At 53.2% G+C, this 25,784-nt stretch carries 11 protein-coding genes; 6 read left to right on the top strand and 5 right to left on the bottom strand.

All coding sequences use genetic code 11. The annotated features are described in order from the left end of the window. Nucleotides 1-147: 147 nt before the first annotated feature. The gene (locus GOV53_RS06980; RefSeq protein WP_170464913.1) at nucleotides 148-9,972 is read left to right on the top strand and encodes a non-ribosomal peptide synthetase/type I polyketide synthase; all 9,825 of its coding nucleotides are present in this window, start codon (nucleotides 148-150) and stop codon (nucleotides 9,970-9,972) included. Here the strand turns inward: GOV53_RS06980 and GOV53_RS06975 are convergent. Genes GOV53_RS06975 through GOV53_RS06965 form a run of 3 tightly spaced genes read right to left on the bottom strand, consistent with a single transcriptional unit; the run spans nucleotide 9,967 to nucleotide 15,639 of the window. Then, on the bottom strand, nucleotides 9,967-11,616 hold the full coding sequence (locus GOV53_RS06975; protein WP_170464912.1) for a glycosyl hydrolase: 1,650 nt from the start codon (nucleotides 11,614-11,616) through the stop codon (nucleotides 9,967-9,969). The genes GOV53_RS06980 and GOV53_RS06975 overlap by 6 nt on opposite strands. After that, nucleotides 11,613-13,154 carry a glucosamine inositolphosphorylceramide transferase family protein gene (locus GOV53_RS06970; protein ID WP_170464911.1) on the bottom strand — a complete coding sequence of 514 codons (1,542 nt, stop codon included), beginning with the start codon at nucleotides 13,152-13,154 and terminating at the stop codon, nucleotides 11,613-11,615. Before GOV53_RS06970 ends, GOV53_RS06975 begins: the two co-directional genes overlap by 4 nt. Beyond that, nucleotides 13,144-15,639 (bottom strand): condensation domain-containing protein, encoded by a 2,496-nt coding sequence (locus GOV53_RS06965; protein WP_302477683.1) that lies wholly within the window; start codon nucleotides 15,637-15,639, stop codon nucleotides 13,144-13,146. The genes GOV53_RS06970 and GOV53_RS06965 overlap by 11 nt, the downstream gene beginning before the upstream one ends. Nucleotides 15,640-15,935: 296 nt before the next feature. Here GOV53_RS06965 and GOV53_RS06960 point away from each other — a divergent pair, with 296 nt between their 5' ends. From GOV53_RS06960 to GOV53_RS06950, 3 genes are read left to right on the top strand one after another with little or no spacing between them, the layout of a single operon-like run. Continuing rightward, on the top strand, nucleotides 15,936-17,207 hold the full coding sequence (locus GOV53_RS06960; RefSeq protein WP_170464909.1) for a polysaccharide biosynthesis/export family protein: 1,272 nt from the start codon (nucleotides 15,936-15,938) through the stop codon (nucleotides 17,205-17,207). Next, nucleotides 17,204-19,423 carry a GumC family protein gene (locus GOV53_RS06955; protein WP_170464908.1) on the top strand — a complete coding sequence of 740 codons (2,220 nt, stop codon included), beginning with the start codon at nucleotides 17,204-17,206 and terminating at the stop codon, nucleotides 19,421-19,423. Before GOV53_RS06960 ends, GOV53_RS06955 begins: the two co-directional genes overlap by 4 nt. Before the next feature lie 29 nt (nucleotides 19,424-19,452). Beyond that, entirely contained in the window at nucleotides 19,453-20,550 is a 1,098-nt protein-coding gene (locus GOV53_RS06950; RefSeq protein ID WP_170464907.1) for a glycosyltransferase, read from the top strand. A gap of 24 nt (nucleotides 20,551-20,574) precedes the next feature. Here GOV53_RS06950 and GOV53_RS06945 read toward each other — a convergent pair whose 3' ends face one another. After that, complete coding sequence (locus GOV53_RS06945) at nucleotides 20,575-22,353, bottom strand: CocE/NonD family hydrolase (protein ID WP_170464906.1); 1,779 nt, start codon at nucleotides 22,351-22,353, stop codon at nucleotides 20,575-20,577. A 63-nt stretch (nucleotides 22,354-22,416) separates the two neighbouring features. On the opposite strand from GOV53_RS06945, the gene GOV53_RS06940 reads away from it, so the two are divergent. Beyond that, a complete protein-coding gene (locus GOV53_RS06940) occupies nucleotides 22,417-23,109 on the top strand; it encodes a 4'-phosphopantetheinyl transferase family protein (RefSeq protein WP_170464905.1) in 693 nt (230 codons plus the stop codon). Here the strand turns inward: GOV53_RS06940 and GOV53_RS06935 are convergent. Further along, nucleotides 23,004-23,816 carry a methyltransferase, TIGR04325 family gene (locus GOV53_RS06935; protein WP_170464904.1) on the bottom strand — a complete coding sequence of 271 codons (813 nt, stop codon included), beginning with the start codon at nucleotides 23,814-23,816 and terminating at the stop codon, nucleotides 23,004-23,006. The genes GOV53_RS06940 and GOV53_RS06935 overlap by 106 nt on opposite strands. 495 nt (nucleotides 23,817-24,311) lie before the next feature. Between GOV53_RS06935 and GOV53_RS06930 the strand changes: the two genes are divergently transcribed. After that, the gene (locus GOV53_RS06930) at nucleotides 24,312-25,727 is read left to right on the top strand and encodes a hypothetical protein (RefSeq protein WP_170464903.1); all 1,416 of its coding nucleotides are present in this window, start codon (nucleotides 24,312-24,314) and stop codon (nucleotides 25,725-25,727) included. Nucleotides 25,728-25,784: the final 57 nt, after the last annotated feature.

Genomic DNA, 25,784 nt, shown 5'->3' with positions numbered 1-25,784 from the left:
CATACGATCAGGGCAGTCTTTAATTGTTTTGCCGACGTATTTCGCCTGGGGGGGTGTGCAGCAAATTTCGTAGGGCACTTGGTCTGGCTGCATTGAATTTAGCGCCATGTGCTGCAATCGCCCCTTTGGACGGTGTGAGGGGTTGTTATGTTAAGTGGTTCTGCCGTCCGTGCACTTGGTTCATTAAATTTCGATCCTCAGCTGGACCTGTATCAAAGCTTTCTGCGCGTTTGTCAGATTGTGCCTGAGGCGATCGCCCTTATGGGCGATGGTCGGCAATACACCTATGCTGAGATGGTGCGCGCCGCAGACAGGATTGCCGCGCACCTGATCAATCGGGGCGTCGTGCCCGGCGACAATGTGGTCATGATCACTGACCGGACACCCGAAGCGATCCTGACTATGTGCGGTATCATGCAAGCGGGGTGCACCTATGTACCTCTGGACCCGGCCTACGACTCCAAACAGTTGGGGTATGTTGTCGGCGACTCAAAGCCGACGGTCATCCTGTGGGACGATCCGTATGAGGTGCTTGCGACCAACCTTGCTGACGATACCATCCCACAGCTGAAGATCTCTGAGGTGCTGGAAACCGATATCGCGATTCCGCAGGAATTTCCCAGACGAACCGGCGAAGATGCCTGCTATATCATGTACACATCGGGGTCGACCGGGCAGCCCAAAGGCGTTGTTCTGCCCCATAGGGCCATATCGCGACTGGGGTACGACCAGCCGACAGGGCAGATGAGGCCGGGCGACATCTCATTGGCAAACTCGACCATCGCCTGCGATGTTTCCACTTGGGAAATCTGGGTGCCACTGCTTAACGGCGGGTCCGTAGCAGTTGTGACCGAGCCGAAGCCTGCGCTGGACGCCTTGGCCGAAACGATAACGCGGTACAATGTAAATGTGGCCTATTTCTATACCGGTTTGTCGCATCTGATGATCGAACACCATCTTGGGGCGCTCAAGGGTTTGCGGGAGTTCGGTGCTGGTGGCGATGTTCTGTCGCCATCTCATGTGCGTCAGTTAATGGAAGCCTATCCCTATGTTCAGGTCGTCAACGGCTATGGGCCCACCGAGAACTCGGTTTTCACAACGATGCATCTTGTTACGGCGGACGATCTGAAAGGAGGGTCAATTCCAATCGGCCTGCCAACGGGGCATTGCGAGTGCTTTGTTGTCGATGAAGACTACAATGAGCTTCCGATTGGAACGGTAGGGCAACTGGTTGCGGCAGGGCCGGGGGTCGCCTCGGAGTATCTCAATAAACCTGATCGCACGGCTGAATCCTTTATCCCGGACCCACGACAAGGTCGCAGCGGTCAGGTTTACCTGACGGGCGATCTGGCTCGCTGTCGCGAGGACGGCGTTTACGAATTTCTTGGGCGGGTCGACCGGCAGGTCAAGATCGGTGGCCGCCGGATCGAGCTGGATGAAATCGAACATCATCTGCGCGAAATTCCGATGCTGGTCGACGCGGCGGTTGCGCTGGTTGTCGCCAAAACGGGGGAAAAACGGATCGCTGCGTTCTTAAAACCCTCTGGTGAAATGCCGGCGGATCACCGGGCCTTTATCAGTGATGTCATGGCCGAACTGGGCAAGGTACTGCCGGAGGGATGCCTGCCCCGGATGAACCGCGTGTTGGCCGATTTTCCCCTGACCGTGAACAGCAAGATTGACCGCAAGGCGCTGGTGCGCAGCGTTGAGGACCCTGAAAGCGACAGCACGCCCGACACTGTCGTGGCCTTCCGCTCAAAGCGTAAGAAACGCAGTGCCGACGAGGTTTTTGGAGTTCTGGCCAAAGTCTATGATGAGCATCTGGGTTGTGGACCGTTGGACAAAACCGCAACCTTCTTCGAAGCGGGTGGTACATCGTTGCAACTTATCAGCGCGCATGCCGAGGTGATGAAGCGGCTGGGACTGATCTTTGACATCAGTCTTGTGTTCGAAACACCGCGACTGGGATCATTGTCGCAGGCCATTGCCGAGTTGGCAGTCGACGCTCCGGTGGAAACCCCTTCGGAAGAGCTCAGACCGGCGGCAGTTGATGAAACTGCAACCCAGCCTAATCTACCCGAGGATGCAATCGCGGTTGTAGGTATGGCCGCCAAGCTGCCGGGTGCGGATTCTTTGGAAACGTTCTGGCAGCACATCCAGAACGGCGACAACCTGATCCGGCCCTTCAAGGCAGACGAGCTTGAAGACGGGTTTTCTGAGGCGGAGCGATCCAAGGACAGCTATGTCCCGGTGCGCCCCGGCCTGCCGGATGGGGGCATGTTCGATGCCAAGTTCTTTGGCATGCACGCACGCGAGGCCGCCGTGACCGATCCCCAGGCACGCGTCTTCATGGAGATTTGTTATCACGCGCTGGAAGACAGCGGGCATGATCCATGGCGCATGGGCGGCACTGTCGGGGTCTATGCCGGGTGTTCGATGAACACATACCTGATCCACAATGTTCTGGGGGACCGCAAATCCTCGGACGCGTTTACCTCTAATTACCAGACCGGGAAATTCTCCGAAATGACCGGCAATCTGAGCGATTGTCTGGCCACCCGTGTATCCTACAAGCTGGACCTCAAAGGTCCTGCAATGACGGTTCTGACGGCTTGTTCCAGTTCGTTGACCGCGATATCGCAGGCGATGACGGCGCTGCGGTCTGGTCAATGCGACATGGCCCTTGCAGGAGGGGTGTCGATCACCTTCCCGCAGAACCGTGGTTACATCACGCAAGAAGGCGGGCTTGCCTCGGATGACGGCACGTGCCGCCCGTTTGACGCGCAGGCCAGTGGAACGATCTTTGGGCATGGCGCAGGCGTTGTCGTCTTGCGGCGGCTGAAGGATGCCGTCGCGGATGGCGATCATATCCATGCGGTGATCCGTGGGTGCGGCATCAACAACGACGGATCGGAAAAGATTTCGTACACAGCGCCCACGGTTTTGGGTCAGGCGGATGCCATCCGCCGCGCGCATCAGGATGCGGGGATTTCCGCGGATACCGTTTCTTATGTGGAGTGCCACGGAACGGCGACGCCGCTGGGTGATCCGATCGAGATCAAGGGATTGCGGCAGGCCTTCGCGGATGCCTCGCCCGAGGGCGGCTGTGCGCTTGGATCGGTCAAGGGCAATATCGGCCACCTGGACGCGGCGGCCGGGGTTGTTGGCGTGATCAAAACCGCGCTGATGCTGACCCACAGATCTATCCCGCCCGTAGCAAACTTTAACAGCTTGAATCCACGAATTGACCTGGATGGTTCGGGGTTCAGGGTTCCGAAAGCCGCTTCAAACTGGGTGTCCGACGGTCCGTTGCGGGCCGGTGTCAGCTCGTTCGGGGTTGGTGGGACCAATGTGCATCTGGTGATGGAAGAGGCGCCGGATGTTCCGCATGCCACCCCGTCCAAATCGGCTCAGGTCATTGTTCTGTCCGCCAAGACGCCCGAAGCGTTGGCCGAGATGCAGAATCATTTGGTCGATGCGTTGGAGCAGCCCAATGCGTATGCACTGGCAGATATAGCCTATACATTGCAGGACGGTCGGGCTGAGTTCGAGTTTCGCCAGGCCGTGGCCGGAACGGACAAGGCCGAAGTCGCCAAAACCTTGCGCGCGGCACCGGCAGTTCGAAAACCCGCGATGCAGGGTGATCCGTCGGTGGCGTTCATGTTCCCGGGGCAGGGGTCCCAGTATCCCAGTATGGGCAGCGGCCTTTATCGTTCAGAACCAGAGTTTGCCCGCTGGATTGATCAGGGCGCGGAAATTCTGCGCCCCGTGCTTGGGTTGGACGTCAAGACCATGCTTTGCTTTGGCGATCCCAGCGATCAGGAACTGGCCCGCGCTTTGCGGGAAACCCGGTTGACGCAGCCTGCGCTTTTCCTGACCCAATATGCCTGTGCGCGCCTTTGGATGGCTCGCGGAGTGACCCCGGCGGCGATGATCGGGCATTCGGTGGGTGAGTTCACGGCGGCCGCCCTCGGCGGGGTTATGGATTTCGAAACCGGCCTGTCGATCATCGCAAAAAGAGGCCAACTGATGCAGGATCAGCCCGGCGGCGCAATGCTGTCGGTCAGAGCGCCGCTTGAAGCTCTTGAAGATCATCTTGATGACACCGTTGATGTCGCCGCCCGCAATGCGCCACGTCTGAATGTTCTGGCCGGAGATTTTGATGCCATCGCGGCTATGGAAGAGCGACTGAAAAAAGCCGATATCCCTTGTTCACGTCTTCACACGTCGCATGCGTTCCATTCGCGCATGATGGATCCGGTATGTGATGGCCTGATGGAAGCGGTCTCGGAAAGAGTGCTGCAGCAGACAAGAATCCCATATGTAAGTTGTGTAACGGGTGATTGGATTTCAGAAGATGAATGCACTGACCCGTCCTACTGGGCGACGCAGGCGCGTGCGGCGGTCAATTTTGCAGATGCGGTGTCGACACTAGTGGGCGAAGATGCGGTTGCACTGCTCGAGGTTGGCGCAGGGAACACGTTATCTGCGTTTAGCGCCCAGACTTTGCCAAGGGATGCCTCGGTTGCAATTATACAATCCTTGCCGGATCACACCCGCCCGGAAACTGATGAAGTCGCAATGGCCACTGCAATGGGCCGTCTGTGGGGATGTGGTGTCAGTGTAGATTGGGAAAAGCTTGGTTCGCGAGGAAACCGACGGGTGCCGCTGCCAACCTACCCCTTCCAACGCAAATTGCATTGGGTGGACGCTCCGGCGCCATGCCTCGGAATACCAACTGGCGCGTCAACCGATCCGACCGCCGTACCAGTGAATCCTGTTTCAAGTGTGAGTGAGATTTCTTCGATGCCGACATCTATTTCTCAAGAGCCCATTGATCGCAAACCCCGCCTGATCGGCGAGATTATGGCCATTCTAAGCGAAGTTTCCGGTGAGGATCTGGGTGCTGAAGATGCATCGGCAACATTTTTGGAACTTGGGTTTGACTCCTTGTTCCTTGGTCAGGTCACTCAACAAATGAATACCGATTACGGGGTTGATCTGACATTCCGGCAATTGCTGTCTGATTATCCGTCCGCCCAGGCGTTGGTTAATTACCTTGATGAATGCCTGCCTGCTGAAACGGCTGCTCTCTCGGTGGAGCAAGAAACTTCGCAGGCGGTCCCTCAAGGCGCTGTTGCACAGGTGGTTCCTGCGGCTTCGCCGCCGCCAGCGGCGCCCTCCGTTCCTATGGGCGATGGTTCGGTTGCGGCTGTTATGCAAGCGCAGGTCGCGGCAATGCAGTCATTGTTCGCGCAACAGCTTCAGGCCTTGTCAGGGGCTCAGGCGGAGGAACCGACCGCTCCGGTCAGCACACCCAAGGTCGCGGCAGAGGATAAACCTTTGGTTCCCGCCCCAGCCAAAACCGCCGCGAAAAAAACCGCTTTCTCGATTGGACGCGCAACCAATGCGGCTGGAGGCGATCTTACACCTCAGCAACTGGCCTTTGCGCAAGACCTGGCGGGCAAATACAGTCAGCGATACGCCAAGTCTAAAGAATATGTTCAGACCTACCGGTCCGTTATGGCCGACCCGCGCACTGCTGCCGGGTTTCGTTCCGAATGGAAAGAGCTGGTTTTCCCGATCGTTTGCGAACGTTCGAAAGGTGCGCGCTTATGGGATATCGACGGCAATGAACTGATAGATTTGGTCAGTGGTTTCGGGCCTATCGCCTTTGGTCATTCGCCGGATTTCATTATTGATGCCATAACGCGACAAATGGAACTCGGGTTCGCAATTGGTCCGCAATGCGATCTTGCCGGTCCTGTTCTGGAACGCTTTGCCAAGTTCGTCGGACATGAGCGGGCTACTTTCTGTAACACCGGGTCCGAGGCTGTGATGGCGGCAATGCGCATTGCTCGGACAGTGACAGGTCGTGACCAGATCGTCGTTTTTGGCAATGACTATCATGGCCAGTTCGATGAAGTTCTGGTCAAGGGCAAATCCCGCGGTGGTGATCCTGCAGCTCTGCCAATTGCGCCTGGGATTCCGCGTTCGAGCCTCTCCAACATGGTTGTGTTGCCCTATGGGGCGCCGGAAAGCCTCGACTGGATTCGCGAGAACATCGGCGCAGTTGCTGCCGTTGTTGTTGAGCCGGTACAAAGCCGGAATCCAACCCTGCGACCCAAGGATTTTGTGCGCGAACTGCGTCACATCACGCACGAAAACGGCGCAGCGCTTGTCATGGATGAGATCGTCACAGGATTCCGCGTTGGTGCCCGCGGCATGCAGGGCGAGTGGGACATCCAAGCTGATATGGCGACCTATGGCAAAGTGATCGGAGGCGGCATGCCCATTGGCATGCTGGCGGGTTCGGCCCGGTTTATGGATGCCCTTGATGGCGGCATGTGGCAGTTCGGTGATGACTCGGTCCCCGAAGCGTCGCCGACCTTCTTTGCTGGGACATTTGTTCGCCACCCGTTGGTTGTCGCCGCAGTGGATGCCACACTGGATCATATGGAAACCAATGGATCCGATCTTTGGCAACGCACAGCGGCGCGTACAGCCGACGCAGTCGAAAGGATGAATGTTATTCTTGAAGCGCGCGGATTGCCGCGATTGGTCGAGAGCTATTCAAGTTGGTTTGTTCCGAAGCTCATGGATTTTGATCCTAACGCAGCTCTGTTTTATCCGCTTATGAAGATGGCCGGCATCCATGTTCAGGTCGGATATGCTTGCTTCTTTACCACTGCGCACACTGAGCAAGATTTTGATGCAGTTGTCACCGCATTCGAACAATCCGTTGATGCGCTTAGAAACGTTGGGATTCTCACCGGCGATGGTCAAGCCGAGCCTGCCGCGGCAGTACCTGTGGCCACACCACCGACCGAGGGTATCCCTTTGACCGAAGCACAGCGTGAGGTCTGGATGACCAGTCAGCTGGGAGAGAAGGCGTCTTGCAGCTTCAATGAAAGCGCCTCGTTCTACCTGACGGGTCAACTCGACAAGGAAGCACTGCAACGGGCGCTTAATCTCGTGGTCGAACGCCATGACGGGTTGCGTCAGGTCTTTGCAAGAAACGGTGAGACGTTCGACATCATAGACCCCTTCGAGCTGCCTCTGACTTTGCATGATCTGAGCGAAAGAGAAAATCCAGAAGCCGCTTTAGCTGATATTTTGCACGAAGATTCAGCGACCGAAATCGACTTGATTTCTGGACCTCCATTAAGAGCCTTTCTTGCTAGGATGTCCGCGGAAGAACATGTTCTGGTCATTAATGCACACCACATCGTTTGCGACGGTTGGTCATACAACGTTCTGGGTTCAGATCTGGTGGCGTTTTACAAAGCAGAGGTCGCCGGAACGTGTGCGGAGTTACCGCCCGCCCCATCTTTTGCTTCCTATGCCATCCAACAATCTGGCAAAGATGTACGAGCTGAGACGCGCGCTTATTGGCAAGAGCAATATGCAGAGCCTACCGAATTGCCGGAGATACCAACCGATAGATCTCGGCCAGCAATCAAGACATTCTCCGGAGCAACCTGTACAGCGCACATTTCGGGCGATGTGGCGGCCGCGGCGCGGAAGGCAGGTGCCGCTCAGGGCTGCACGCTGTTCGCAACCCTGTTTGCATCCCTTCAGATCGTTTTTGGACGGCTGACAGGGTCGCATGATCTTGTCTTAGGCGTTCCAACCGGTGGGCAGGCCTTGTTGGATGACAGTGATATGGTTGGCCATTGCGTCAATTTCCTTCCGATCCGCACCATTCAAGATCCGAACGCTACGGCTGCTGACTTCCTGGTTCAGGTTCGCGACAGGGTAATGAATGCATTTGACCACCAGGATTACACCTATGGAACGCTCGTTCGCGATCTGAATATCGAGCGTACGCTAAACCGCCTGCCGCTGACGGAAGTACAGTTCAATCTTGAACGACTGGGCGAAGCCGTTGACATGGGCTCGCTGAGCATGACGACCGCACCCAACCCAAAAACTGCTGTGAATTTCGATCTTTTCTTTAACGTGATCGAACGTCGCGATGGTCTGCGAGTGGATGTCGATTACAACACCGATGTCTATGACGAAGACACAGTGATGCGTTGGATAAAATACTTCGAAACAGCGCTTACCGAATTGGCAGCGGATACTACGCGTCCCCTGTCCGAGATTACCATTCAGCCAGCCTATGAACTTGAGTGGATGTTGGAGACCGTAAATCAAACAAGCGAGGAATTGCCGCAGGCGTCAACGCTTCATAGGCTGATCTCAGAAACTGCTAAAACTCACCCCGAAGTCATCGCAGTTGAGGACAGCAAAGAGCAGCTCAGTTATATGGAGCTTGACCGGCTGAGTGATGCGGTAGCTGCAGATATTCAGGCCCTTGTGCGCAGTTCCGGCGGGCGGATCGCCGTTGCGATGTCTCGGTCATCACAGTGTCTTGCAGCTTTGCTTGGCGTTTTGAAAAGCGGCAACGCATATGTTCCGATTGATCCTGCTCAACCCGCGTCGCGGCTACGAATGATACTAGAGACGGCAGATGTTTCGGCAATCCTGCACGACCAGACTGATCTGCCCGATTGTGCGGAAGGTCTGGATCTGCGCGAGCTTCAAATGAGCCAAGTAAGAGCGGGTGGCAGTCCCTCGTTCGTCGCGGGCAAAAATGATCCAACCGCATATGTGATGTTCACCTCTGGTTCGACCGGTACACCGAAAGGGGTCGAGATAGGCCATCGCTCTGTAATCAACTTGCTGACGTCTATGGCGGACGAGCCCGGGTTTGACGCGCAATCCGTTATGCTGTCTGTGACGACAACGATGTTTGATATCTCCGTTCTGGAACTGTTCCTGCCGTTGCTGCAGGGCGGTCGTTTGGTTATAGCCGAACAAGAAGACGTACTGGACGGTTTCCGGCTGGTTGAACGCCTAAAGCGCGGAGATGTCACCCATATTCAGGCCACGCCGACATTGTGGAGCATGCTTCTTGAAGCAGGACTTCAACCGGATGAAGGCTTGACCATGTTGGCAGGAGGAGAACCCCTGCCAGCCGACCTCGCAGAGCGGTTGATGGAGAATGGTGCAGACCTCTGGAATATGTATGGTCCGACTGAGACAACGATCTGGTCGGCGGTCTCAAAGATCAATTCGGGAGAACTGATTACGATTGGTCATCCGATAGCCAATACTGAATTGCATGTCCTTGGTCCTGACGATCAGCCGTTGCCTATCGGTGCCGAGGGCGAACTGAACATTGGTGGTACCGGGCTGGCCAAGGGGTATTTCCGACGCGAAGACCTCACCAACGCCGCGTTTCGTGAGGTGTCTCTGAACGGGCAGTCGCGAATGTTGTATAAAACCGGCGATGTAGCGCGTCGTTTGGTGGACGGAACAATACAAGTTCTGGGCCGCAATGACGGCCAGGTCAAGTTGCGTGGTTTCCGCATTGAGCTTGGCGAGATTGAAGCTGCTATGCGGACCGTGAGCGGCGTTCAGTTTGCCGCCGCTGCATTGCGTCCATCGCCACGCGGCGACAAGCAGTTGGTCGGCTATGTCGTTTCAGAGCCGGGATATGACCCGAAGCCGGAAGATCTGACAATGGCTTTGGGGCATCGTCTGCCAAATTACATGGTTCCAACTGCTTGGGTTTTCCTGAGTGATCTTCCCAAAACCGGCAACAAAAAGTTGGATCGCAAGGCTTTGCCCGATCCGGACGTGGTTGCAACAGTCACAGTGTTGTACACTGAACCGAGCACGCCGACGGAAAAGAAAATGGCGAAAATCTGGGAAGAAACGCTGGGCATCGAGCAGATTTCAACATCGCAAACCCTGTTCGCCTTGGGCGCTGACTCTCTGACTGTGTTCCGGATTGCCGCGCGCCTGATCGACGCCGATCTGAACGTCGAGGCGAGACATCTTTTGGAGTACCCCTCAATTGCGCGCCTTGCAGCGTTTGCAGACAGTCGGGTTGGAGATGACAATGCGCCGCGCAAACCTTCGCTAAAATCCTATCGCCGCGGCGCGCGCCGGGGATTATAAGCGGTTATCGGGGTCACTCGAAAGTGAAACGGGCGGTCCTGAGATCTTGATCCGACGTTTTACTGATGCGTCGCCCTCAGGACCCGTTGGGACGATTTCGAAATCCAATGTGTCACCCGTTTGTAATACCAGACTAATCTCCGGCAGGGTGTACCCGTCTTCCGTAACCTCAGCGTCGTGAATGAGCGTCCCATTGTGTTGGATAGATAGGCGGGCTTTTTCGGATTGTGAGTATGCCTGCCACCACCCATTTATTTCGAACGAGCCGTCCATTTGAGCAGTGAACCGTTCAATAGCCGAGTAGGGCCTATCATTGAACCGAGCAGTGGTTACGCCATCGTCTGTTATCCGCAGCGGTGATAAATCTGGCGCACCGCGAAAACTTGGCCAGTTCCAATCGATGATTTCCAACGGCACCAGCCCGATACTGGGGCGCCGGGCATAGTAACTCCAAGGCGGTCTATTGAACTGGTATTGCGTGTCCGCGTGCATATTTAGCGTCTTTAGTCGCACGTCCAGATCCTGTCCAAGTATCAAAACCGGAGCGTCCGACATTCGGCTTACTGGATCAATAGGGCGACCGCGCGAGTCGAAAAATTTTGCCTCCCCACTAACTTCAAACTCGCCTCCACTGCCCCATACAACGAATGCTTCACCGTTTTGTCCGAATTCATAAATGCGCGCTGGTTCAATAGTCTCGCTTGCAACAGGACGACCCAATGGCAAGAGACTATTTTGCAAAAATTCGAACGAGTCCGCCGCGGGTTTTCGGTTTTCCGCGTTTATTGTGCGCAAACCCATGTTCGGCCACCAAGGCTCATCGAGCAATGCGTACCAGTATGCCTCGCTTATTCCGGCCGCGGCCATTTGTGTGACCATCTTGATCATGTAGTCGGGCGCGTCGTGTTGATCATCGAACCAATTGCCGAATTCGGTTACGAAGATCGGGCGTTCCCCGCCGTATTCCTGCATTAAGGTGGTCAACCGGTTCAGTTCTGTTAACAGAGTATTTGGGTTGTCGCGGTAAGGATGAACGGAAATGGCATCGCAGGCTTGCAACCCGCCCTTTCGGAAGAACTCTTGATAAAACCCGATGGCGATTGTGTTCAGTCCGCTACAGATGATTTTCGCGTCCGGATGATCTTGGTCCAGACGCTTGCGCACCGCCCGGACCAGTGCCGCCAGATAAGCTGGCGGGTCTTGGGTAAACGGCCCGCTGATAAAGTCGCTTGAGTTGAATTCGTTCCCGATTTCGATCTGAACATTCTCGACCCCGTAGTGGCCGAAGATGGCGCTGACCCAGGCAGCGAAACCTTCGCGACCCTCTTTGCTGTGCGGGGTGTCACCGTCGTCGTATAGTGGATTTGTATCGGTGATAACAATCAAAGGGACCATGCCTTTTTGAAGCATGGGCAACATGTACTTGTCGGCGACTTCAAAGTTGTAAACGCCGGGCTGTCTTTCCGCCGTGGCCCACCCGATTTCATCGCGCAGATGCGTTGCACCGAGTTCTTGCGCGAGTTCGACAGCGGCTACACTCCATCCTTGTTCCATGTGTGTTTGAACGCCGAGCTTGAAAGTCATATCCCCGGCCATGGCTGTGTTTGCTAAAAGCAACGTTGAGATCGCAATTTTCCATTTCATTCCGCTCCGCTCCAGTCCATTACGATCTGGTCACCAGCGACGGTCAGATGATGCATAGCTTTCACACCGGGTCGATCTTTGGGCGTGAACTGCCGGACAAACCGTTCCTCGTACTCTGTCTCGTCAAGCTTCAAGATTTCCATGAGGTTTAAGCCAAAACCGTAAACCCCATGGCTGTTGTTTTGCGATGGCCGGAACAGCCGATCCCCTTGCCGAATAATCGCTCCGGCGTTTCTGGCGGAGTCCGAACCGAAAACGACCGGGTTCTTGGGATGAGGTTTGATCGATTTCAGATTAGGGCCGTCGATTTCGAACAGGTAGAGTTCGCTGGAGTGATCCTGAAAGGCGTAATGATCTGACAAATTGGTTATCAGCCACCAACGCCCATCATCCCCGAGATACATACTGGAATCCGCTAAATACTGTCCTTCGAATGCTGTGGCATGTAACTCCCATTCATCGGGAAACGTGGTGCAACGCCAGATCTCAAGGCGTTTAGATGCCTGTGTTTCAGGCATCATAAATATCGAACCTTCTGCACGAAATACGAATGGAAATGATAGGTGATAAGAACATTTCAATGCGGTAACGGGGTCTTCGAGGCGGTCTCCATCAAGGCACGCCACATCTATTCGACCGTTAACATCATTGGCGTTCATAGCTTCGAAAAATACCCACCGCCGTCCTTCGTGCTCGAACAGGAAAGGATCGGCCATTACGCACGATGATCGCGACAGTGCTTTTGCTTCACGCGGATGAAAGCCTGAGACCGGACCTGAAGAACTGCCCAGTTGCCAAAACTCTATGTTCTTTCCGGACCTGGCCAGACGTTCAGATCTCAGTTTTTTTGACACTTCATTTGCAAGATTGAAAGCATAAGTGAGGGCGGGTTCAAAACCAGGTTTTTCTTTCGAAGCGGTAGGCAAATGCTTGGGATCAGGCATGCAGCGGTACTCTGCCAACCCAGCCAATGTATGTAACAACAGCAGAACAGATTTTTCGGCGACAAATGCCCCTGTCAATACTGTTCCCGGTTTGCGATTATAGCTGGTTTGTCGAAGAACCATTCGCGCCGGGTTTTCGTACGATCGTGTATGGATTTCGACTTGGACCCGAGGGATGCTTCTGGCGCCCGAAGTCATGAATGCGTTGAACGGATCGCTCATGCCGCCGAAAGTAATTGACCATTCTCCGTACCGGATCTGGGCCAATTGGTATTTTGTTAGCGATGAAGGACCCAGCGCTAGGGCCAGATCCGCTTGATCTTGAGTGATCGGTAGCGCTTTGATGAAACGCTCAGCATGTTGAGTGTCGTAAGGCAGAATACGACGCGCAGCCAAAGCTTGCTCCGCGCGTTTAAGGCAGCGCGACAAGAGCGTTCCAGAGGGGTCTCGCCTATCCTTTGCGCCAACAATCTGACCTGTGATTTCATACCGAGGATCGTTTCTTATTCGGTCAATCAAAAGTGCTTGCCAATCCTGCAATCCTGCCGGACTTGGCGGTGCAATCAGCACGACCTTCAGCTTTTCATCTGGCACGGTCGCTCTCCAGTCGGCGGGCCTTTGCATCAAAGACTTCGGATATGCGGCCAAACCCCGATCTCATGAGCGAGTCGCCGTGCCAGCCATTCACCTGATAGACAGCTGTGTCCGCTGGAAGGAGTTCCGACCATCCCAAAATGCCGTCCTCGGGAACCATGGCTTGCGATCGAGTGACAAACAGAACAACTTCGCCGTCATATGTATCGAATTTGTAAGTACGTGTTTGCTTCACCAAAACATCTACGGTGTCGTCGACCAATGCGGCGGCGGGTGCTGTGGGCTTTACCAGCTTAATCACTTCTAAGACTCGCTGCAGAAAATCGTTTTGCCCGAGAAGTTCCGTCGTGCTGATCTGTCCGCGCCACCTTAGTGCGAGGTAATACCGTAGTCGGCGCAGTCGAATGGTCCATTTATCACGGGCACGTTGAAACCGCGTGAATCTGCCAATTGCGCCGGGAGCCCAAGTATCAATCATACCAACGCAACGCACCCGTTCGCCGAGAGCGTTTAGCCGTTCCGCGAGCCGCAATGCGACGCGGCCGTCGACGCAAAGTCCGCACAAAAGAATGTCGCGCCCAGCATATCGGCCTTGGACCAGTGCTGCTGCCGCATCAATCGCTGGATCGAACCCGGCTTGTGACAAAGCTTGGAGCTGTGCCCGATCAGCGACGCCAATATTAGCTACGGCGCAAGTGGCTTCGATTTCTTTGCCGAGTGATTGATATAGGAAGGGCTGATTGACCGTCAGTAAGACCGGCGCGGTTTCCGGCGAAGATTTTAGCTCGGCCATGGCCCAAATTGAATTGGGTGTGGATACCGCTTGTGGTGTCGCATGCGTTTCCAAGACTGGTTCAGCTTGCCCCAGTAGACCGGTCAAACCGTCCAGGGTGGGTTCACTTAGAAACGCGTGTAGGCTTGGCCGGGCCTGGAAATTCTCTCCGACGCGCGACAACATTTGTAAGGCAAGAACAGAATAACCGCCCAGTTCAAAAAAATCTCCATCGACTTGGTCAACAGGCAACGCAAGAATGTCAGACCACAAGGCAGCCAGTTTAGGTTTGACGCTGTTAGGAGGAGGTGTTTGCTTAACAGTAAACCTAGGCTTTTTTGGTTCAAGCGGCGCCGCATTTGCCTCAAGGGAACGATTTGGCGCGATTGCTGAGATCGGTACATCGTCGCGCCGCATCAAGGCCTGAAACGCCTCTAGCAAAACATCTGAGAACGTCTTGATCGTCGCTTCATTAAACAAGTTGGCGTTGTAGTCTATCGCCAAGCGCCAACCAGAATTTCGGCCAATAACATTGACATTGAGATCATAGAGCGTACCCGGTGAGTGTGACTGAACCGAGACCAGCTCTATGTCACCATATTTCCTTTCGTTTAAGAATACGCGCTGAAGGTTGAACATGACAGAAACAAGCGGAATTCGTAACGGGTCGCGCGGTGGGTTCAGAACTTTAACTAGCTTGTCGAACGGCAGCGTCTGGTGTGCCAAGGCACTGTTCACAACATCACGCGCGGCGCGACTTTGATCGATCAGTGTTTTGTTCGCATCAATATCAAAACGCATTACAATTGGGTTGGTGAAAATACCAATCAGCGGCTCTAGATCTATTTCCGTTCGGCCTGCAACCTGAATGGCAAAGCTTACGTCGCTACGGCCGGAAAATCGCTCCAGCGCGATACTGAATGCTGAAACACCTAAGGTAAAAACCGAAGTATCAAGCTCTCTCGCGATTTCAGAAAGGGAGGTTTCAAAATCCCCCGGAAGCTCTCTAGTGATTGACCTCGGCTCAGGCTCTGAAGGTGCGCGCGGTCGGTCAAGTGGCAGCTCGAAATACTCCATACCTTCCAGCGTTCGTTTCCAGTAAGCCTCCTCATCGTCCATGCCGCCGCTTTGCTCGTAATCAGCAAGCCACATAGAATAGTCACCATATTGTAGCGAGAGCTCCGGAAATTTAGGGTCTGTTCCGGTCAAGAGCGCTTCGAGATGCATCCCAAGCTCATGGCCTAGGACGCCGATGGAAAATCCGTCGAACACGCTGTTGTGTACCGAAATCAATAGAGCGGCGCGTTCTGTCTCTATTGGCACCATCGCAACGCGAAAGAGACAGGGCTTAGATAGATCGAATGGTTCTTCGGAATGTGCAACGGCAATTGAGTTGATGCGTTCGGCGCGGTCCTCTTCGGGAACGTTGCGGATATCCACAAGATCGAGTTTGAAATCTACGTGTCCGAAAACTTCCTGCAGAGGTTCTCCGTTTTGTTCTATAAAACGGGTTCGAAAAATCTCATGGCGGTCGACAATCTTCTGGAATGCGGTTTGAACCATGTCGCTTGTTACCGGTCCTCGCAATTCCCATCGGATTGCCAGATTCAATCCCTTATTGCCAGGGTGAATCTGGTCCATGAACCAGCACCGTTTTTGCGTAACAGAAGTGGGAAAGGTTCCGACAACCTGTTGATGCTTTAATGCCTTCATTCAAAAAACACTCCGCTATCCCCAATTGCCCTGGGCGCGGAAAAATGTCGCAAGCTAAAACGAGCCAATAAACTTCCGGCATGCGGCGAACAGGGCAAAATGCGGGTACTAATTACACACTTCAAGTGTCACTGCAGCGGACGCTTGAGTCAAACAAAACTGTTAAAAAAACACCAGTGCAGCTCAACAGTGTGAGGTTTAATCCGACACTACGTGAATTATGGGGCGAAACGATCCTGACAGGCCATGATTTATCGGTATCATGTGACAGTTGTTATTTAGTTGTAAGCGATTCGATGAGTTGGCTTAAGGGTTCTGATTTAGCTTCTGCGCGAATTCTCGTGTTTAGCATATGCGCTGTTTCCACTTTTGTTTGCGCAGCGATGGTCAGCAGTATTGGCTGGGCTACAACCCCTGACGGGTATTTGATCAGTGTCGGTGACGAACTCGAGCTTGATATACTCGATGACAATGAACCGCCTCAGCGATTTACCGTCGGCCGCGACGGCGAGGTGCAATTGCCTTATATCGGTGGTCTACAGGTGTCTTCAATTGCGGTGGGCGATGCGCGGGACTTAATTCATCGCACTTATGTGCAGCGTGAGATTTTTGTGGACCCTTCAATAGAACTTTCGATTGCAAGTTTCCGACCGATTTCGGTTTTGGGGGATGTTCAGAACCCAGGAAATTTTGATTACCAGCCATTTATGACAGCTGAGCAGGCCGTAGGGCTGGCTGGGGGGCCGGCGATCTCGGCAAATAATGAAGAAGCCCGAGTTCTGGAGCGTCGTAATTTGAAGGGCGCGCTAAACAGTCTTGAGTACGATCTTGGTTTATTGGCCGCCCAATACGCTCGGTCACAAGCGCTGCTAAAAGGTGAGGGAAACCTAAATTGGTCTAATCTACCATCTGACTTGCGCCAAGGCGTGAACCGCGAATTGTTCGACGAACACAAGGCAAACGAAGATCAGGTTATCGCCTTGGAAACGCAGAACGCGGTGACGCAGCGGGGTCTTCTGACGCAGGCTGTTTCGGAAGCTGAAAATCAGATCGCCATTCTGCGGCAGCGTGAGGTTGTACAGCGTAAAATTGTTACTGTTTCTCAAACAGAGCTAGAGAGAATGATCGACCTGGCGACCAGAGGCCTGATCCCAAAATTCGATGTACGAAATTTCGAGCTTCAGGCTTCGCAGGCAGAAAGCAGCCTTTTGGATCACCGTGAGCGACAATCTGAGGCAATTGTGCAACTTACGACCCTCATGGGGCGTTTGTCCCAATTCGATTCGCATCTGGAACAGCAACGCCTGACTGAATCCCAGCGGATTCGGAATGAGATTAATAAATTGATTTCAAATCGTAATTCGGTCGAAGATCGTTTGGCATTGCTGGATCAGTGGATGAATGCAGCTTCCGGTCTGGAAAGTGAACTACTGCTTGAATTTCAAGTACGTCGGCGCGAAGGCAACGGGGTTCGTAAGCTACTCCTGCGGCCCGATGAAGAACTGTCACCTGGCGATCTGTTGGTTATTGTTGTGAAGCCGCCAGAAACTTTGGGTGAAGCGCAATGAACGTGCGTAGAAACCCGCATTCTTCCATTACTAGCGAAGCAGGAGGTCTCGTCAAACCGGATGCTGGTTTCCTTGCATATCAATCCATCGACGTGATGTATCTGTTCTCGATATTGCGGGTCAATGCACGGCTAATTGCCGCCTCGGCGATAGTGTGCGCTATCGCGATGTACGTATACTTGCTCTTCGTCTCACCGACTTACACCGCTTATGCGCAGATTATTCTCGATACACGCGAGGAAAGTGTATCGCCCGTGGAGGAGGTGGTTTCTGACCTTAACTTGAACAGTTCAGTTATTGCGGGTGAGGTCGTCACTATCCGGTCGAATGTCTTGATCGGTCAGGTGGTCGACGAATTGGGTCTATTGGAACATCCACAATACGACCCCCGTTTGCCGCGGAGCGAAGGACTTTTTGACAAGGCAAAACGTCTCTTACGTGGAGGCGATCCGCCACATGTAGTTGCCGAAAGACTGCCAATAGAAACCTTGCGTTCGTGGGTAATTTCTGACGTGCGTGGGAACCTGTCTGTGACGCAGATTGGTGTGTCTTACGTCATAGGTGTGAGCTTTAAGAACACTGATCCGGTGCTTGCTGCCGATGTTACAAACGCGATAGCGAACCAATACATTAACAGCCAATTGAGCTCGAAAATGGAAGCAACACTACGAGCCAATTCGTGGTTATCAGACCGGTTGGCAGAACTTAGCGAACAACTTGAAGCTGCAGATGCAGCTGTGGTCGATTTCAAAGCCGAAATGATCGAAATTGCGGACGGCAATGAAGAAAACATCAGCCAACTATTGGCCGAATTGAATACTAAGTTGGTGGGTAGCTCAACTGAGCGCGCAGATGCGGAAGTGCGGCTCTCCCAGGTTGAGGCGCTACAAAACCTCGGTGGTTTGCGCGCGGTTTCCGATGTTGTGACTTCACCGTTACTGGAAACATTAACTCAACAACGAACGGAATTGACGACAAATCAGGCTCAATTGGCCAGCACCCTCGGACGTAGGCATCCGGAAATGGTTCGCATAAATGCGCAGATCGCGAACATAGACCAATCGATTGACTCCGAACTGCGGCGCCGGATCGAAGAAATGCGTGGCGACGTTATCGTGACCACCAATCGAGAGAACGCACTGCGAAGCCAAATTGCTGTAGTATCTGAGCGGGCAGATTCGTTGGCGAAGGCGTCGGTACGTTTAGGGCAACTAGAACGGGCCGCAAACGCCAACCGGCTGGTGTACGAGAATTTTCTTTCGCGATTCAAGGAGACCAGTGCACAGGCAGATTTTCAACTTCCTGAAGCGCGTATAATTGGACAGGCCGAGGTGCCTTCTATCCCATCCGGCCCGCGGAAAACTTTGCACATGATCGCTGCTTTTGTTTTCGGCCTTTCTGCGGCTACTGCATTTGTTTTCTTACGCAACCTGGCGCGCTCACCGGTGAATACAGCTGATGAACTAGAAGCACTGACCCAGCGTCGTAATCTAGCTCTGTTGCCATACGTCCGCCACTTTGGAAGCAAGTACAGATGGCTGCGACAAGAATTGTCTGGCGCGGAAAGATCACACTTCATGGAAAATGTGCGCACCATTCGCACCAGCCTGTTCGGCCTGCGGAAATCCCGCCAGCCCAAAGTAATAATGATCACGTCTTCTGTTCCGGCTGAAGGGAAATCATCACTCTGTTGCGCTTTGGCGCGGGTCGTAAGCACTTCAAAGACGTCTGTTCTGCTGCTGGATGCGGATCTGCGCCATCCGGATGTTCGAGAAGCGTTGGACTTGCCGTCGGACGGGCCGTGTTTGGTGGAGTATCTTAATGGGAACGAAAAGATTAAAGACTTGCCCATCAGATCTGATCTGGCTGGTGTCGACGTCATTTCACCCAGAGCTCAAAGCGCGCGCGCTGCGGATTTGCTGTCTTCTAACTTGTTTAACGGACTATTGAACCGAATTAGCGCCCGCTACGACGTGGTGATCGTAAACGCGCCACCTGTCCTGTATCTATCAGATGCAATTTTGCTCACGAAACATGCGGACACAACTCTAGTCGCCGTGCGGAGTGGCAAGACACCGGCCAAGGTCGTTCGTAACTCGATCGCGCGGCTCGAAGAGAACGGGCACCCGGTGTTCGGAACTGTTATGACAATGGTGCGCCGCCAGGACGTCGCTGCGCGTGATCTTGGGAGCTATTCGTACAAGTACAACTATTGATTTGAGTGTTTTGTACAAATTGTGAAGTTATGAAAGTTGCCCTTGTTCACTATTGGTTGACTGGAATGCGTGGCGGCGAGCGCGTGTTGGAACAGTTGGTCAATCTGTACCCACAGGCAGACTTGTTCACGCATGTTGCCGATCCGGACAAATTGTCGCCACTTCTGAGAAGCCGACCCATCCAAGAAACTTTTATTGGCAAGTTTCCGGGCGCACGGCGCCACTACCAGAAATACCTTGGGTTCATGCCCCGCGCGCTCGAAGAGCTGGATTTGTCAGGCTACGACTTGATCATCTCCTCCGAGAGTGGTCCGGCCAAAGGTATCATTGCGCCGCCGGGGACGCCTCATATCTGCTACACGCATTCACCGATGCGATACATATGGGATCAGTACGGAGCCTATAGTAGTCGGTTGTCTCGCGTCGAGCGGCTGTATTTCTCGCATCTCGCACACAGGCTCAGAATTTGGGATGTCAGCACCGCAGCCCGTGTCGACAAGTTTGTGGCCAACTCCAATTTTGTGGCACAGAGGATCCGCCGGTACTATCACCGCGACGCACAGGTTGTGCATCCACCTGTCGATCTTGATGCCTATCGCCTACCTGAAAAAACCAGCGACCGTAGCCACTATCTGTTTGTCTCTGAGCTGGTTCCCTACAAAAAGGCAGACTTGGTGATAGAGGCGTTCCGAGGTTTCGACCGACATCTGGTCGTCGTAGGGGACGGCAGCCAGCGGTCCGAATTGGAGCGGAATCTACCCCCGAACGTAAAGTTGCTGGGCCGGGTTCCCAGTGCGGACTTGCCGGGTCTGTATCAAACCGCTAAGGCGCTGATTTTCCCGGCCGAAGAAGACTTTGGCATCGTCCCGGTCGAAGCCATGGCCTGCGGAACACCCGTGCTGGCCTACGGTCGAGGGGGTGTACGCGACAGCGTTGTAGAAGGTCGAACAGGTTTGTTCTTTGACACGCAATCAACTGAATCGATCATCGATTCAATTCGTCTGTTTGAAAACATTCAATTCCGTTTCGCGGACATCAGCGAACACGCAAGAGGGTTTGGAGCCGATCGGTTTCGTCGCGAATTTTCTGACGTTGTAGAAACTGTTCTTAGCGGTTGTGGTCGCTAATTGTCGGGCTCTTTCGGACCTTCTTCAATCTGGTAGGATCTGCAGGATCAAAGCGGACGGCGCATTTGAATCGCTGCGTACAGAAATCTCAGCCACCCTAAAGCCGGTCTCAGAATAGATTGGTCCGCCGGTATTGGTATTTCTTGAAAGCCGAGGAAAACTGGAGCCCGCCAAATGCAATCGAATTTGATGACCAACGTCAAACTTGTAAGCGATTTGGCGCATGTCGACTGTCACTTCGTAGACCTCTCCAGGTACCAACAGTTCGGGCGTTTGAAAACTATCCCTGTACCGCAATCTCAATGCACCTTCTTGTACTAGAAGCGAATTTCCTCGCGTGTCCACGTCTGTAAGGCGCAAAATCAGGTCGGAATCCGGAGTTGAAACACTGATACGTAGTTTTGCCTGGATTGGGCCTGCTATGGTTACCGGATTTTCCAAAGGCGCTGACGAAAATAACAGCAAATCATTTCGTGACTCGATCGAATTCTGGAACACGGGTCCCTCACGATCTTCTGGATTACCAGTGCAGCAAAGCGGGCCGCCGATAGACGGAACAGGATTGTCGGGGTCAGATAAGAAGGCATGCACAAAGTCCGAAATGCCGCTTTTCTCCCAAACTAGAGCCTGATTAGCACTCAAAAACAATTGACGTTGAATTGCGTGTGCAGGCGGCCAGCTGTCGGCCTCGCGCCACTTGTTCTCGACGAGTGTGAAATACGTGTATGCGGGTAGATCGACAGCGGGTCCATCCGCCAGATGCCAAGCAAGAAACTGGCTAATGAGGTCGACATAGCCGATGTGTCGATCTGGCGAGACTGTCAGGTCTCCTACGACCGTAACATCATCCGTGCCGAGGTAATTGCAGTGCGTTCCTGCGCCGATGATCGTTTTTACGGATGCTCCTGACGCTTGCAGCGTTTTTGCCAATGTCAGGCTCGAGTCTATTCCGGGATCGTGCCATGTATCAATGAACAGGGCTGGCACCGCAAAGTTTTCGTCGCCCGTAATGTAACCTGCATCTCGCCAATACTGCGGATTCTCGAAGTTCTGTAAGAACGCTTCATAATCAGTGTTGTCAGGGCGAAGTTTCGCGACAAGGCCCTCCACAGGAAGACGCTCGAGTACCGGGCTGGGGTCGATAGGACGATGGCTCGACACGGGCGCGGATTTTCCGCCCTCAGCGCCAAACCAACCGACGCTGAGCGCAAGATTGAATACCCCGCCTTCGAATGCGCTAAAGAAGGCGTTTTTTCCATCGACTGAGCCTACCGCGCCACCGGCTGCGATTGGAACTATGGCATGAAGTGCTGGATGACCTTGAACTGCCAGCATGAGTTGGGATTCTCCTAAGGCTGAACAGCCCAGTGTGCCGACTCGACCGTTCGACCATGGTTGGTTAATGATCCAGTCCAATGTAGCGACACCGTCTGGACCTGCATTGGGATAGGGCGCAAAAATCCCCTCTGAACCGTGTCGCCCACGCATGTCTTGGGCAACGACAACGAAGCCCCGGCGCGTCAGTTCCCCCACCCAAAACCGCACTTCTCCATAATATCTTTTGCCATAGGGAAGGCGCATTAGCACCGTAGGTCGAGGGCCGGACGCACCCGGAAAATAAACATCAGTCGCAAGGCGGACCCCGTCTGGCATTGTTACCATGACATCCGAAATATCTGGTGCGCCAGCTTGAACCCACCAAGCAATTTGGTTCCGATTCTGGTCCAAAAATTTTTTTCCCAGTACGGCTACAAACCCAATTGCGATCACTGCGACTATGACAAGAATAACCTTGCGTTTCATGTAGACACCCTATCGACTAGTTGGGTTTTTCGCGAGAAGATTTCAGAATCTGAACAGAGGAGTATGCGTGTGCTCAATGTGGATCTTTGGCAATGGTCTCTGGACGAACCGGAAGAAAGCATAAACCATTTCAGTAAGGATCTTTCCACGGAAGAACACCAAAGGGCAGAACGTTTTGTCAAACTCAGCGATAGGAGCATGTACATCGTGGGCCGTTCGGGTTTGCGCAAAATTTTAGCGGAATACGTCGGCGTCACCTCACAGACGATCCAGTTCAATTATGGGCCGCATGGTAAGCCGTACTTGCGAGATGGTCCCTGGTTTAATCTTAGTCACTCGGGTGGCCTCGCCGCTTTGGCGGTTTGTACTCGGTCTGACCCCGGCCTCGATATTGAGTTGGTTAGACCCATTGATGATGCGGTTGCCAAACATAATTTCTCTTCTGCGGAATATGCTGAGTTGTCGAGACTGCCACAGGCGGACAGGCTGCAGGGATTCTTTCGCTGCTGGACCAGGAAAGAGGCCGTGCTAAAAATGTTGGGCCACGGTCTGCACATGCCACTCGACTCCTTTGATGTGACCTTGTCGCCTGACGTTCCAGCCAAATTGAACCGGATTGAAGATGGCGACCCGACAAGCTGGTCTCTTTTTCACCTCGAGCCTGCGCCGGGTTGGGTCGGTGCTTTGGCCCTGCGCGACACGGACGGCCCTGTTGAGCTTTGCTGGCAATCGGGCGAACCGATTGTTAGAGCTTGATCACAACGTTCCAAGAAGTAGCCTCGGCTGACACTTGGACCCAAGCCCGGATGCGTTGAGACGACGTGACTTAGAGACGGAATGTCCCACTGATCGCGTATGACATAACCCATTTCGGTCAGACCTTTTTCAAATTCCACTTGGTTTCTGATCTGATATGGGACCCGGCCAGGCCCGATCTTTTCTAGAGTTACAATAGACGGGCCACAGCGCGTAGCAACTTTGTTCAACAAAATGTATTTGGGGGGGGAGTCCAGTTCTCCGACCAACTCTGCCAGGGAAATATCCAAGTATTGCAAAAGACCAGACGCCAGCAAAACATCTACAGAACCAACTTCTGATAGGTGGTCTTGAAACACAATCTCGGCAGGTAATTCTTGTTTCTCTTGCGCGGCACGGGCCAGACTAATTGTTATTGGCAAATCATAAACTATCCAGTGCAGCCTATCGATAGGGCACAAGTCTCCAAAGGCAATATACTTGGATCCGAAATGCCCGCCCGCATCCAGCAGATGCATTCCTTCGCTGAATACTTCATTGATCCAATAAATTACCGGGTAATCCCAAACTGTAGTTTTGCGCATCAGCTCAGCATTTACCTGTGCTACGTCTTCATCGTTATACCCATTGCCGTTCGTGTTAATTGCGGCTGTCGCATAGTCTGGATAAGCACCGATCATAGCTGGAGGGCGAATACCAGTTGCCATTAATCTCGCCCACGCTGCAGAAACCGGTAACCCAATCCCGCGCTTAAAAAGGCCTAACCCAAATTTTAGTGTCTCACGTGATGTCACGACAATCTTGCCATTGGAAAAACGAGTATAGTGTTTGCAACTGTGAATCTTGGAGTCCCAGAACTTTCAATCGAATTGCTTTCAAATTGGATTCGATAAAACTCAAAGGCAAAGTAATCGTGCTATTGTTGTTGTTTTCGAAACGTTCACGTTAGTTTTCGGAAATTGTCTCTCTGACCTTCGGCCGTGATCGCCATTAGATATCTACCTGAAATTATTTCATTATTCTTAGCGCTTAAGCAGTTCGAAGCGCTGTATTCCAGAAATTTTTCATGCGGGCGGCGATGCTTGTTAAAATCGCAAAGGACATAGAGAGTTGGACTAAGCAAATTACATATTGGCCTAGACTAGTATCACGTAAGTTTAATGTTCGCGGATTGCACTCCGAGACTTTGAGTGAGGACGTAAATGGCTGTTTATCCCGCTGCAGCCGCCTTTTTGCTATTGTGGCTTTGGCTTAGCGCACGAAATGCAGACACCGGAATACTGATGGCGGTTGCGGTCATACCCTTTGGGATGTTCGCGGCGATGGTAGTAGGTGGCCTTTCACTGATAATGGCCAATTTCTTGGCTGTCCTCTCGATCTCAATCTTGTTGATACGTTGGATCGCGCATGCGTACGAACCGAGGTATCTCCGATTCCCTCCATCAGGTGTCTACCTTCTGGTCTTTACGCTGTACTCAGTTTTTTCGGGTGTCGTGCTCGTGCGCCTGTTTCAAGGGCAGTTTCTTGTTTTCCCGATGACAGTGACAAACAAGGGGCCGCAAGTTAGCAATTTTTTTAACTCTGTAATGTTGCCGTTACGACCTACGAACTCCAATATTGCTCAATCCGTCTACATTTTGTTGTCCTTTGGCTTTTTCCTGGCGACGGTCTTCGTCGCTAGAAGACGTGGCGCTGAGTTCATCGAGAAAGGATTGGTTTGGGCCGCGTTATTAAACGTTCTACTCGGACTTTTTGATTTTCTAGGTGCTGACGCAGTTTTGAGCCTTGTCAGAACTGCCGATTACGCGTTGTTGAATGAGCACCTCGTCGGGCCGTTTAGCAGGGTGATCGGGGGTTATGCAGAGGCATCCGCTTATGGTGCCGCCTCGGCCGTCTTCTTTACTTACTTTTTTATGTCTTATTTGATTGGCAGAAAGCAGAGCCATGGCATGTTGGCAGCCGCTAATTTCATTGGAGCTTTGCTGGCCATGTCCAGTACGGGAATTGCTGCTCTTGCCGCGGGAGTGCTTTTTGTGGCGCTCCATTTCAGGGTTTATCTGGGTTTCCGTATGTCACGTGGTTTTGGTCATCTATTGGTCGTTGGTGTTTCATTCCTCGCAATTGCTGCGAGCGCTATGCTTCTACTTCCATTTGTTTTGGATGGGCTTTCAGATGTTATGGACCGGTTGATTTTTTCCAAACAGGATTCCTTGTCAGGTCGGGAACGGGGGGCGTGGTCAGTTGCTGGATTTGACGCCTTAGTTCAAACTTGGGGGCTTGGAGCCGGGGTCGGTTCACTGCGCGGCAGCGGGTTTGCATCTGTCCTTTTAGGAAGTGTCGGACTTCCTGGAACGATTGCTTTTTCGCTTTTCGTTATCACCGCAATTGGAGTTTCGGTAAGTGGAGCCAACCAAACTACCTTGCGGTTGTTTTGCGCCGGCCGTGTAAGTTCGATGACCTTGTTGACGGCTATGTTGGTTTCGGCGACTACGCCGGATCCAACCCTGCTCCTAATGACGACTTCGGCGCTGTGCGTTGTCGCCCGTGAAGAAGTGTACGCGCGCAATGCTACGGAGCCACTGGCGCAATCTGCAGTCGGACTTTCGAATCGCCTTTGACCTCAGAGAGTTTGGCTGAATGGCAACAGTGCTGAACTGAAATTAAACACTGTTTCC

The organism is Ruegeria arenilitoris (assembly GCF_013035315.1).
In the GTDB taxonomy this organism is placed as follows: Bacteria; Pseudomonadota; Alphaproteobacteria; order Rhodobacterales; family Rhodobacteraceae; genus Ruegeria; species Ruegeria arenilitoris_D.
Note: the sequence above shows the minus strand (reverse complement) of the source record. Positions and strands in the feature narration are given on the sequence as shown.